The sequence below is a fragment of the Phocaeicola acetigenes genome (assembly GCF_027529745.1).
In the GTDB taxonomy this organism is placed as follows: domain Bacteria; phylum Bacteroidota; class Bacteroidia; order Bacteroidales; family Bacteroidaceae; genus Phocaeicola; species Phocaeicola acetigenes.
On record NZ_JAPZVM010000004.1, the window covers coordinates 230,373 to 243,525 of the forward strand.

The window sequence follows — 13,153 nt, forward strand, 5'->3', positions numbered from 1 at the left end:
TGACTTGTATCGTCAGCTCTCGATACTTGTATCGCAAGCCCACGATACAAGTCAGGTTTTTTACCTTCAAGAAGGTTTCAGACAAAAGACAAGAATCCGGTTTTCCTCTTTTCCTTTCCTCGACAGGAAAAAGAGAAAAACCGGATTCTTATTATTTTATCAAAGTGAGTATTACTGTTTGTCTTCGTCCGACACGGCAGCTTTCAGCTTCCGGTCGTCCGGACCTGCTGGGTGAATCACTCCATCCAAATAAAGGTCGAACACCAAAGTAGTATAACCCGGTATATCACCCTGTCCGTATACACCATACCCCATTGTATAAGGAATATACAGTTCGGCTCTTGTACCCACAGGCATATAAATCAGTGCAGCAGCCCATCCTTGAATCAAACCGGAAAGTGCCATTGTAGTCGGCTCTGCTATTTCCGGATTAAATTCACCGGAATAGTTACTGTCGAAAACTTCTCCAGTCACATACTTACCCTTATAACTGATCTTTACAGAATCTGTATACAACGGATAAATACATTCCTGAGGATCCTCACGATAATCTTTTATCCATTTGATATACACCTGCTGCAATTTGTTAGGGGTAAAAGTAAGATCTTCTTCCGGTTGGACAGCATAGCTCTTAATACTCCACTTATCCTTTTCTATGGTTGTCACCTTACTGTTGTTCAAATCTCCAGGCAGTCTGTTAGCCTTTGCTTCGGCAGCGATAGAATCCAGATAATAGTCATTGAACAAAGCCCATTCACTATTAGAATCCGGAGTTTCGTCATCGTTGTTGCATGCCACAAAGGCAAAAGAAAGCATGAAACATAGTACAACAAATCCAAAAATCTTCTTATTCATGTTGCAGTATCAATTATTGCAATGTTTTCAGCAGACTGGTAATGCTTACCTTGTCGGCAATAATATTATTCAAATCGGCAATAGCCACACGTTCCTGCTGCATGGTATCGCGGTTACGCAATGTCACGCAGTTGTCTTCCAGTGTCTGGTGGTCGATGGTAATACAGTACGGAGTACCGATTGCATCCTGACGACGGTAACGTTTTCCGATACTGTCTTTTTCATCGTACTGACAGTTGAAGTGGAACTTCAGGTCGTTGATGATTTCACGTGCTTTTTCAGGCAGACCGTCTTTCTTTACCAACGGCATTACGGCCAATTTCACCGGAGCCAATGCTGCAGGCAATTTCAAAACAACACGGCTTTCTCCGTTTTCCAAAGTTTCTTCTGTATAAGCAGCACTCATCACACTCAAGAACATACGGTCTACACCGATAGAAGTTTCAATTACATACGGAGTGTATGATTCGTTGATTTCCGGATCGAAGTACTTGATGCTCTTACCAGAGAATTTTTCATGCTGGCTAAGGTCGAAGTTAGTACGGCTATGAATACCTTCTACTTCTTTGAATCCGAATGGCATCAGGAATTCAATGTCGGTAGCGGCATTGGCGTAGTGAGCCAGTTTTTCATGGTCATGGAAACGATAATGATCATCACCGAAGCCCAGTGCCTTGTGCCATTTCAGACGAGTTTCTTTCCATGTCTTGAACCATTCAAGTTCAGTACCCGGTTTTACGAAGAACTGCATTTCCATCTGCTCGAATTCACGCATACGGAAAATGAACTGACGGGCAACGATTTCGTTACGGAATGCCTTACCAATCTGTGCAATACCGAACGGAATCTTCATACGTCCAGTCTTCTGTACGTTCAGATAGTTCACAAAAATACCCTGAGCTGTTTCCGGGCGCAAGTATACTTTCATTGCACCATCTGCAGTAGAACCCATTTCTGTAGTAAACATCAAGTTGAACTGACGTACTTCTGTCCAGTTCTTAGTACCAGAAATAGGGCAAACGATTTCTTCATCAATAATAATCTGACGCAATTCATTCAAGTCGTTTGCATTCATTGCAGCCGCAAAGCGTTCGTGCAACGCATCGCGTTTAGCCTGGTGTTCCAACACACGAGGGTTGGTTGTACGGAACTGCTGTTCATCGAATGCTTCACCAAAGCGTTTCGCTGCTTTCGCTACTTCCTTATTTATTTTTTCATCATACTTTGCAATCTGGTCTTCAATCAAGACATCGGCACGATAACGTTTTTTCGAATCACGGTTATCAATCAATGGGTCATTGAATGCATCTACGTGTCCGGATGCCTTCCAAATAGTAGGGTGCATAAAAATAGCCGAATCAATACCTACGATGTTTTCGTGCAGCAACACCATGCTTTGCCACCAATATTGTTTGATATTGTTTTTCAGTTCCACACCCATCTGTCCGTAATCGTATACGGCACCAAGTCCATCATAGATGTCGCTTGACGGGAATACAAAACCATATTCTTTACAATGTGAAACCAGCTTTTTAAAAACGTCTTCTTGTGCCATTTTCTTAGTTTTATTTAATTTCTTATAGTTATTTGTCTATGTAGTAGGGCACAAAGATAAATATTTATAAGTAAATAAAAGATGTTAGTCTCTTAATTTATCTTTTTTTCCTACTTTTGCAAGTAGAAAAACGATCTTATGAAACAAAAAAACATCGATAAATACACATTGATGACTACAGCTCCGGTCCCTCGTCTGATTGGTTCGCTTGCTGTTCCCACCATCATCAGTATGTTAATCACCTCTTTTTATGTAATGGCCGACACCTATTTCGTCGGGAAAATCAATACCCAGTCTACCGCAGCTGTTGGTATTTCTTTTTCTGTCATGGCCATTATCCAGGCTTTCGGATTCTTTTTCGGACACGGTTCTGGCAACTATATCTCACGCAAACTGGGTGCACGCGAATATCAAAGTGCAGAAAAAATGGCTTCTACCGGTTTCTTCTGTGCCTTCATAGCCGGCACGCTTATTACTGTGTTTGGACTGATTTTCCTGAGTCCCATCTGCAAAGCCTTGGGGTCTACTTCTACCATCCTCCCCTACTCGGAAACTTATTTAGGTATTATCCTTTTAGGTGCTCCGTTTATGGCTTCTTCACTGGTATTGAACAACCAAATGCGTTTTCAGGGCAATGCAGTATATGCCATGATTGGAATCATCGTAGGTGCTGTACTCAACATCGGACTGGATCCGCTTTTGATTTTCGTCTTCGATATGGGAATTGCCGGAGCCGGCATTGCTACTTTGGCAAGCCAGATATGCAGCTTTATTATTCTACTCTATATGGATAGAAAAGGAGAAAACATCCGGATACGTTTCAGTAATTTTACTCCTAAACTTTCTTTATTGAAAGAAATTCTATATGGAGGAAGTCCTTCTCTCTGCCGTCAGGGCCTGGCCAGTACAGCTACAATTTTACTGAATGTAGCAGCAGGAAGATATGGTGATGCGGCAATTGCCGGTATGTCTATCGTAACTCGTATCTGCATGTTTATCAACTCTTTTGTCATCGGATTCGGACAGGGATTTCAACCGGTATGTGGTTTCAATTATGGAGCAGGATTTTACACTCGTGTACGACACGGATTTTGGTTCTGTATTAAGCTTGGAGTGATTTTTTTAAGTATCTGTTCCATTATCGGCTACATCTACGCTCCGGAAATTGTATCGTGGTTCAGAAAAGAGGATGCACAAGTGATTGAAATTGGCGCCCGTGCTCTACGCTGGCAACTCATCACCCTCCCCTTAGGCACATGGGTTATTCTTTGTAATATGTTGTTGCAAACCATCCGTAAACCGGTACGTGCCGTAATTCTGTCATCGGCCCGTCAGGGATTGTTTTTCATTCCATTTATACTGATACTTCCTTACCTTCTTGGCTTGCAAGGAGTTGAAATGTGTCAGGCTGCTGCCGATTTATGTTCATTCCTTCTAGCCATTCCACTCACCATAGGAGTATTGAAGGGAATGAGAGAGGATCATCCGCAAGCCATACAAGACAATGTGGAAGGGTAATGACAAGAGAAATACTGTTATTACTTTCTGCCATAAATTACAAGCTATATCCAACGTCGTCGATTTATAATCCGTCGACACTGATTATATAATCGGCGAGGTTGATTATACAATCGCCGCCGTCAATTATAGAAGACAACTAATACAATTAATATATTATATTAAGATAGAGTATAATTCACATTATAAGACCACTATCTACAACTTAGTACATCACAACTTTCTTCAAAAAAATTCGTCCTACTCTTTGTTTTTCTGTATCTTTGCTTGAACTTATATTTTTTGAGCAGATATTTTATGAGCGAAGACATATTGGATAGAGAAGAAACAAACACACCTGAAAAAGAAGAACATTCAGATTACAAGCCGGTAGACCAGACAGACGAAAACGTAAAACATCAGTTGAGCGGAATGTACCAGAACTGGTTTCTCGACTATGCATCGTATGTGATTCTGGAACGTGCAGTACCGCATATAAACGATGGTCTGAAACCTGTACAACGCCGTATCCTACACTCTATGAAGAGACTGGACGACGGACGCTATAACAAGGTGGCTAATATCGTAGGTCACACCATGCAGTTTCATCCTCACGGTGATGCTTCCATCGGAGATGCGTTGGTACAGTTAGGACAGAAAGAGTTACTGATAGACTGTCAGGGAAACTGGGGAAATATTCTCACGGGAGACAGCGCAGCAGCTCCCCGTTACATTGAGGCACGTTTATCGAAATTTGCATTGGATGTGGTCTTCAACCCCAAAACTACGGAATGGCAGGCCTCGTACGACGGCCGAAACAGAGAGCCGGTTACTCTTCCTGTCAAGTTTCCGCTCCTGCTCGCTCAAGGAGTGGAAGGTATTGCCGTAGGTTTATCTTCCAAAATTCTGCCTCATAACTTCAACGAACTGTGCGAAGCAGCCATTGCTTATTTGCACGGAGAGTCTTTCCAACTTTATCCGGACTTCCAGACAGGAGGTTCCATCGATGTATCACGTTACAATGATGGAGAACGAGGAGGCGCGGTACGTGTACGTGCCAAGATTTCAAAGATAGACAACAAGACATTGTGCATCAGCGAAATTCCATATGGAAAGACGACTTCTTCACTGATCGACTCCATATTGAAAGCCATTGAAAAAGGTAAAATCAAGGTACGTAAAGTAGATGACAATACAGCCGGGAAGGTAGAAATTCTGGTTCATCTGGCTCCCGGCGTGTCTTCGGACAAGACGCTGGATGCCTTGTATGCCTTTACCGACTGTGAGGTAAGTATCTCTCCCAACTGTTGTGTGATAGACAATAAAAAGCCTCACTTTCTTTCGGTGAGCGATATCTTAAAGAAATCAGTCGACAATACCCTCGACCTGTTACGCCAGGAGCTGAACATCCAGAAAGGAGAAACTCTGGAAGCCTTGCATTTCGCTTCACTGGAAAAGATCTTCATCGAAGAACGTATCTATAAGGATAAACGCTTCGAACAGGCTGAAAATATGGATGCGGCTTGCGAACACATTGACGAACGACTGACTCCTTTCTATCCTCAGTTTGTACGTGAAGTAACCAAAGAAGACATCTTGAAACTGATGGAAATCAAGATGGCACGTATTCTGAAGTTCAACAAAGATAAAGCTGACGAACAAATTGCACGACTGAAGGCTGAGATAGAAGAAATTGATAATCACCTGGCTCATATCACAGAATATACCATCGACTGGTACAGACGGATTCAGGAAAAATATGGAAAGAATTATCCGCGTCGGACCGAAATACGCAACTTCGACACCATTGTGGCAACCAAGGTAGCAGAAGCCAATGAAAAACTGTACATCAACCGCGACGAAGGTTTCATCGGTACAGGACTGAAAAAAGACGAATTCGTATGCAACTGCTCGGACATAGACGACGTCATTATCTTCTATAAAGACGGAAAATATAAAATTGTACGTATAGCTGACAAACTGTTTGTGGGCAAAAACATCTTGTACGTTAATGTGTTCAAGAAAAACGACAAACGTACAATATACAATGTAATCTATCGGGATGGAAAAGATGGTTTCTACTACATCAAGCGATTTAACATAACGTCTGTAGTACGCGACCGCGAATATAATCTGACACAAGGAACACTTGGTTCGAAAATTGTCTACTTTACAGCCAACCCTAACGGAGAAGCCGAAGTCATTAAAGTGATGCTTCGTCCTAATCCCCGTATCAAGAAACTGGTATTCGAAAAAGATTTCAGCCAGGTCAGCATCAAGGGAAGACAGACAATAGGAACCAAACTGACCCGCTTTGAAGTACACAAAATTACATTAAAACATCGGGGAGGATCTACCTTGGGAGGACGTAAGGTATGGTTCGACCATGATGTATTGCGACTGAACTACGACGGACGCGGACAGTTCCTTGGTGAATTCCAAAGTGACGAACGTATTCTGGTCGTGCTGAAGAACGGCGAGTTCTATACTACCGATTTTGACTTGAACAACCATTATGATGCCAACATACAAATTATAGAAAAATTCAATCCGGATAAAGTCTGGACCGCGGTAATTTACGATGCCGACCAGCAAAACTATCCGTACTTGAAGCGTTTCTGTTTTGAACCGGTCATCAAACGACAAAATTATATCGGAGAAAACAAACGCAGCCAACTGGTATTTCTGTCGGGAGAGGTCTATCCTCGTGTAAAGGTTGTATTTGGAGGAGAAGACAGCGGCAAACAGCCGGTAGAATTTGAAGCAGCCGATTTCACCATTGTGAGAAGCTTCAAAGCCAAAGGTAAGAGAATAACCAACTTCAACACGGAGAGTATTGAAGAACTGGAACCCACTCGTATGCCAGAACCTGAAGAAACAACAGAAGAAGAGAGTAATGCTGCGCCGGATAACAGCGAGAGTGAATATCCTGCCGAAGAAAACGGACAAATGAATTTATTTTAACAGCTATCCGCATGAAACAAACCTTACTTGCTTTTATACTGGGATTGCTTTTCTTCCTTCCGGCCCATGCACAGGAAGACAGTCTACAAGCAACCCGCTACGTCATGCGCTCTACACTTTTTGGAGCTGGATATAACAATGTACTGGACACTTATCTCACTCCACTGGAATATACAGGCCCGGAAATTCGTATTATGCACGAACGGATGAGAATGACCCGCTTAATGAAGGGAAACGTATCTACACAAAGCATCTTTCAAGTCCAAGCCTCATATACGGAAAATATTTCCCAGACAGCCAAAATGTATTACGGACTTATTAACTGGAGTTATGCCCTGCATTACCAGTTCCGCATCAGCGATCAGTTCAAGATTCTGGCAGGTCCCATGATCGACCTGAACGGAGGAGTCATCTACAACGAACGCAACTCCAATAATCCGGCCCAGGCCAAAGCATATGGAAGTATTGCTGCATCCGGAATGGCCATATACAAATTCCATATCAGACAATACCCTTTTGTATTACGCTATCAGGCTAATCTTCCTTTGATGGGTGTCATGTTTTCACCGGAATATGGAGAATCGTACTACGAAATATTTTCACTGAATAATGGAGGGAAGAATGTATTGTTTACTTCCCTGCATAATGCCCCCTCGCTCCGACAGCTCATCACGCTTGATTTTCCGATACGGAAAACCATTATGAGGGTCGGTTACCTGTGCGACATTCAGCAATCTAAGGTAAACAATCTGAAGACTCACTCCTACTCACACGACTTCATGATTGGTTTCGTACGCAACCTTTACTTACTAAAAGGAAAAAATAAAATAAGCATGCCCGAAAAAGTAACTCCTTTTTAACTTATGAAACATATATTGCTCCTATTTATATTCGTATCCGGAATGTTTTTCCCTTCATGCATTCGTGAAGATGTATCCGGTAATACTCCGGAATCTAATTTTGAATCGCTTTGGAAAATCATTGACGAACAGTATTGTTTTCTTGACTATAAAAATCAGGAATACGGATTAGACTGGAATGAAGTGCATAGCCGCTATGCACAAAGAATCACTCCTTCGATGACTTCTGCCGAGTTGTTTGAAGTACTCTCGGATATGGTGAACGAATTACGCGACGGCCATGTGAATCTGAGTTCCGCACTGGCTACTTCGCAATACAGAGCCTGGTTCGACAGCTATCCCCGAAACTTCAGCGACAGTATACAAAGCATCTATCTGAAAAAAGATTACGTAAACTCTTCCGGACTGACTTATCAGATACTGGAAAACAACATAGGCTATATTTATTGCTCAAGTTTTTCAAACGGAATAGGAGACGGTAATTTGGACCAGACTCTATACGAACTCCGCTTATGCGATGGACTGATTGTTGATGTACGAAACAACGGAGGGGGTAATCTGACTACTGCCCAAAAGTTGGCTGCCCGCTTCACCAACGAAAAAACATTAGTAGGTTATATGTGTCATAAAACCGGTCCTGGCCACAATGATTTTTCAACTCCTAAAGAAGTGTATATAGAGCCCTCCGACGGCATACGCTGGCAGAAAAAAGTGGCAGTACTGACAAACCGCAGATCGTATAGTGCCACGAATGACTTTGTGAACTCCATGAAGCAATTTCCTAATGTCACTATAATCGGAGACAAAACCGGAGGAGGCTCCGGACTTCCTTTCAGTTCCGAAATCCCCAACGGATGGTCTATCCGCTTCTCTGCAAGTCCGATGTTCGATCCTCAAATGAATCAGCTGGAATTTGGTATCGACCCTGATGTAAAAGTAGACATGACTACGGAAGATATACAACGCGGGAAAGATACAATTATAGAAACTGCATGTAATTTATTAAAGAAATAACCTCAATATTTGGTAAAAATAAAAATATCATCTATATTTGCACTCGCAAAAGAGAATTTCTAGCGCATGTGGCGTAATTGGTAGCCGCGCCAGACTTAGGATCTGGTGTCGTGAGACGTGTAGGTTCGAGTCCTATCATGCGCACGAATTTTCATTAATAAACTAAATCCCCTAATAGACAGAGTTTATTAGGGGATTTAGTTTATGTTCAGGAAAGAAGTAAAACTCCAATTATAAGTAAACTGTTTTTATCCTATTTTCTTCCACTGCAATCAATAAAAACCTTACCTTTCTACTTGAACCAATCCTAAACGAATCGCTTTTATAACCAAATCTACAGCATTACGGGCTTCGAGTTTCATCATAAGACTCTTACGGTGAGTCTCAACTGTATTGACCGAAACATGTAAGCACTCTGCTATTTCACGAGTCTGCTTACCTACTGCAATTTCCTTAAGTACTTCTTTTTCACGCTGTGTTAACCACATACCACTTTCAGCCATCTCTTTCCGTCTTTTTGCCGACTGTAGTTCAAACTCTTTAAATTCTCGACAGAAATAAATACCTCCCTGTAATACAATCCTCACTGCATCTACCAGTTCTGAAACCTCAGACGACTTAAAGACAATCCCATTTAAATTCTGCTGCATAATTTTCCTGACTATCCAAGGCTCCTCATGCATCGTATTCACTATAATATGGGCTTCCGGATACCTTTGACTAATTTTTTTCAATAAAGTAAGACCATCCATATCCGGAAGTTCAAGATCTAAAATATATAAATCGAAAGATCTCTTTTCAAGCATCAAAAGTACTTCATTACCAGAAGAAGCAAGGCTTACCTCTCCTATTTCAGGCATTTCTGAAATTACAGATTGAAGACCTTGCAAAATCAAAGCATGATCATCAACCAATAAAACTGTTGCTTTTTTATTTTTCATTTAATTTATATTTTTAATACTTTTGACATTAAACTCAACACAACATCCTTCTTATTTGCCTAGTGATTTCCTTTATTTTTATCACAAAAAAAGATAGTTTTAACGATAACAGACTCACCGAAAACCGTGATTTTTCTAGAATATATAATCGTCTCCATACAGATGACTATTCTTCTTTTTATGATTCAACAACTATTCCTCTATTATCATATACAGAAAAATATCATACATCCGTATCCAGCCTTTCTTCCCATAAAATTTTTAATAAACACTTCTAAAAAAGCAACGCTCCCAGCCTTACTGGCCGGAAGCGCGCAACAAATCTTTTTGTAATACATCCACTCCGGGAAATCCTACGTAACGATCTTGTAATTTCCCATCGTAACTTATAATGATATAACCGGGAATACCTTTTATACCATACGTCCGACATAAATAGTCCCACTGACTTTGTGTCAATCTATAATGTACACCTTTTATCTCTGTAATCGCTGTTTTCCAAATATCTTCCGGAGAAGAGGGACCTGTAACATACACATATACTACATCCTTAGAAATCATATCCTTACGCAACGAACGCATCGCCCACATGCTTCTCCTACAGGGTCCACACCATGTAGCCCAAAAATCAATAAGAACAGCTTTCCCTCTATAAGAAGATATAATAGACGGTAAAATATCTGCCCCAGAGACCAAAGAATCAAGTTCCGCTATTACATATCCATCTTCTGCTTTATTCTGACGGGTGATAGATTCTATGATTTCTGCTTTCTTATTAATATAAGTACACAACTCTGTCTGATGAAACCCTTTCATCACCTTTTTATCAGATGATTCTAATTTACGGTTTTTAATCAGATTACTGCATACCGATTTAGCCAAAACCACTTCCTTCCACATTTCAGACTGGGGTTGTCTATTATTATACAAAAGAGAAGCATAATCAGCATAGTCATATCCATACCATGCATAAGGAGACACAACTTCCTCTTTCACCTCCCCCTGCTTTGTTCCACGAATATAACTATCGAGCAGAAGATTCGTCTCCACATACTCCTTATATCCTTTTCCGGCCTCCTTATGATGATGAAGAGAAGTCAACAATTTATTCATATGTTTGTCAGAATCGGCCACAAGCGGATATCCCCATCTAGCCAATTCGGTGTTCAAATTTTTCTCTCCGCCATCAAACCAGGCTTTCTGCTTGTCACGATAAAGATGCGACAGAACCCGAGATGCAGACATGCTCAAACGAGGCAGATGGATATACACAGTCATCTCCTCACCCGGTACAAGAAACAAATCCAACTGAGCGCAATTGATTTGCAACTTGGCACCACCTGCCATCAAAAGTTCTGCTTCAATATGGAAAGAGCCATCCTGACGTACTTTCACATTCCTTCCCCAATCATTTGGAAAAAGCCAGTCGGCATGACGGAAGACTACCTCCATTTCCATCTCTTCCGAATAGCCCAAAATATATCCATTGATAATCGTTCTTCCAGGCTGCAAACGAGGTTCCGGCAAAGAAGGAGTAGGAGTTAAATATTGTGTTTCCAGAAAACTGGGTACATATACATAAGGTTCCGCTTCGTTCAACTGTATCCCCCATATTTTCCAGCCTTCTTGTTCCGACACAAAATCTACAATCTGTACATCCCTTGGAATCGGCTCAAAAGACAAAGTCACTTCCATTCTCCCCGATTCAGGAATCCGCTCCGGCTCAGTCTGTCCGTCAATAGACAAACAATCAGACTCCCGAAGCATAAATTTTTGTGTTCCAGACGTCAAATAAGTATCCGATGAAATCACCGCCACCTCTCCTGGGGTTCCATAAAATACGGCATCTGCCTGAGTCTGCTCCTCAGTCAATACCAGACGCTTGAATTCTATGCGCGAGGTATTTGACGTTACAAAACAAGGATTATTTATATCGCGTTTATGATAAATTCCAGCCTGTGTATGCAAACAAATCAGGCACAAGACACAATATATCCAAGCCCATTTCATAACTTTAAACACAATTATTCTTCGTCGTACGTTTGGTAAAGAAAGTCATTGTAAGGGTACTTCTGTACATGGAGTTCACGGACTTTCTTATAAAGAATATTTCTCAATTCTTCAATATTTGTTTTATTACGAGCTGAAATAAAGATACAGTTATCATTCATTCTCGCCATCCAGGTATTCATCAGTTCTTCCAAAGTGATGTTTTCCTTCGTTTTCGGAGTCAAATCATCTTCTGCTTTTTCCACATACGTGTATGCATCAATTTTATTGAAGACAATCATAGTCGGCTTACCTCCTGCCCCAAGATCAGCAATTGTCTTGTCCACCACCTGAATCTGCTCTTCGAAATCCGGATGAGAAATATCAACTACATGCAAAAGCAAATCAGCCTCACGCACTTCATCCAATGTCGACTTGAATGATTCTACCAAATCTGTAGGAAGTTTACGGATAAATCCTACTGTATCGGAGAGCAAGAAAGGCAAGTTTTCAATAATCACTTTTCTGACTGTAGTATCGAGCGTAGCAAAAAGCTTATTTTCTGCAAAGACCTCACTTTTTGCCATCAGATTCATCAGTGTAGATTTTCCCACGTTTGTATAGCCCACCAAAGCCACACGAATCATGCGTCCGCGATTCTTTCTTTGCGTAGACTTCTGCGTATCAATCTCTGCCAAGCGTTGTTTGAGAAGAGACATACGGTTCAAGATAATACGACGGTCCATTTCCAGCTGAGTTTCACCCGGACCACGCAAACCTACCGAACCTTTACCTCCACCTGCACCGGAACCACCTCCCTGACGTTCCAAGTGGGTCCACAAGCGCTGCAAACGAGGCAACATATATTTATATTGTGCCAGTTCTACCTGTGTCTTGGCATTGGCAGTCTGCGCACGCATGGCAAATATATCCAGAATCAATGAAGTACGGTCCAGTATCTTTACTTTCAATTCATTTTCGATGTTTCTAATCTGTTTAGCAGATAACTCATCATCGAAAATCACCATACCAATTTCATTTTCTTCCTCTTCCTGAGCAAGCAGATATTCTTTTATTTCCTGCAATTTACCTTTTCCGACATAAGTTACAGAACTGGGGGTATCCAACTTTTGAGTAAAACGCTTCACAACCTCCGCTCCGGCTGTTTCTGCAAGAAAAGCCAGTTCGTCCAGATATTCATTTGTTTTACGTTCATTTTGAGTTTGAGTAATCAAACCAACCAACACAGCCTTCTCGGTCTGTGCTTCTGATATCACAAATTCTTTCATTCAGTTTCTTGTATTTCTTTGTCTTGCAAAGATATAATTTTTTCTTTATACAATCATCAAACGTTACTTGTATCGACGACTTACTGTATAAGTAACATTTCCTCCTGTATGAGGTATAAAAAAAGGAGTTAAAGTAGTCAGAGTATTTTTCAACTCCAACTGCTTTAACTCCTCCTATATTATTAATCC

The 13,153-nt window shown here is 41.2% G+C and carries 9 protein-coding genes and 1 tRNA gene; 5 read left to right on the forward strand and 5 right to left on the reverse strand.

The window, feature by feature from the left end; genetic code table 11:
• Positions 1-171 precede the first annotated feature (171 nt).
• Together O6P32_RS07345 and O6P32_RS07350 are read right to left on the reverse strand one after the other, a co-directional pair.
• Entirely contained in the window at positions 172-855 is a 684-nt protein-coding gene (locus O6P32_RS07345) for an FKBP-type peptidyl-prolyl cis-trans isomerase (RefSeq protein WP_269877730.1), read from the reverse strand.
• 13 nt (positions 856-868) lie between these two features.
• Positions 869-2,410 (reverse strand): glycine--tRNA ligase, encoded by a 1,542-nt coding sequence (locus O6P32_RS07350; RefSeq protein WP_269877731.1) that lies wholly within the window; start codon positions 2,408-2,410, stop codon positions 869-871.
• Positions 2,411-2,548: 138 nt separating this feature from the next.
• On the opposite strand from O6P32_RS07350, the gene O6P32_RS07355 reads away from it, so the two are divergent.
• From O6P32_RS07355 to O6P32_RS07375, 5 genes are all read left to right on the forward strand, one after another.
• On the forward strand, positions 2,549-3,928 hold the full coding sequence (locus O6P32_RS07355) for an MATE family efflux transporter (RefSeq protein ID WP_269877732.1): 1,380 nt from the start codon (positions 2,549-2,551) through the stop codon (positions 3,926-3,928).
• 297 nt (positions 3,929-4,225) lie between these two features.
• Positions 4,226-6,871, forward strand: coding sequence for a DNA gyrase/topoisomerase IV subunit A (locus tag O6P32_RS07360; protein WP_269877733.1), 2,646 nt, complete (start codon positions 4,226-4,228; stop codon positions 6,869-6,871).
• Positions 6,872-6,882: 11 nt separating this feature from the next.
• Positions 6,883-7,731 (forward strand): DUF3316 domain-containing protein, encoded by an 849-nt coding sequence (locus O6P32_RS07365; protein ID WP_269877734.1) that lies wholly within the window; start codon positions 6,883-6,885, stop codon positions 7,729-7,731.
• Between the two features lie 3 nt (positions 7,732-7,734).
• The gene (locus O6P32_RS07370; RefSeq protein ID WP_178267080.1) at positions 7,735-8,745 is read left to right on the forward strand and encodes a S41 family peptidase; all 1,011 of its coding nucleotides are present in this window, start codon (positions 7,735-7,737) and stop codon (positions 8,743-8,745) included.
• A 62-nt stretch (positions 8,746-8,807) separates the two neighbouring features.
• Positions 8,808-8,889: transfer RNA gene (locus O6P32_RS07375), tRNA-Leu, on the forward strand.
• A 140-nt stretch (positions 8,890-9,029) separates the two neighbouring features.
• Here the strand turns inward: O6P32_RS07375 and O6P32_RS07380 are convergent.
• From O6P32_RS07380 to hflX, 3 genes are all read right to left on the reverse strand, one after another.
• Positions 9,030-9,686, reverse strand: coding sequence for a response regulator (locus tag O6P32_RS07380; protein ID WP_269877735.1), 657 nt, complete (start codon positions 9,684-9,686; stop codon positions 9,030-9,032).
• A gap of 297 nt (positions 9,687-9,983) precedes the next feature.
• Entirely contained in the window at positions 9,984-11,696 is a 1,713-nt protein-coding gene (locus tag O6P32_RS07385; protein ID WP_269877736.1) for a TlpA family protein disulfide reductase, read from the reverse strand.
• A gap of 14 nt (positions 11,697-11,710) precedes the next feature.
• The gene (gene hflX / locus O6P32_RS07390) at positions 11,711-12,964 is read right to left on the reverse strand and encodes a GTPase HflX (RefSeq protein WP_178267078.1); all 1,254 of its coding nucleotides are present in this window, start codon (positions 12,962-12,964) and stop codon (positions 11,711-11,713) included.
• Positions 12,965-13,153: the final 189 nt, after the last annotated feature.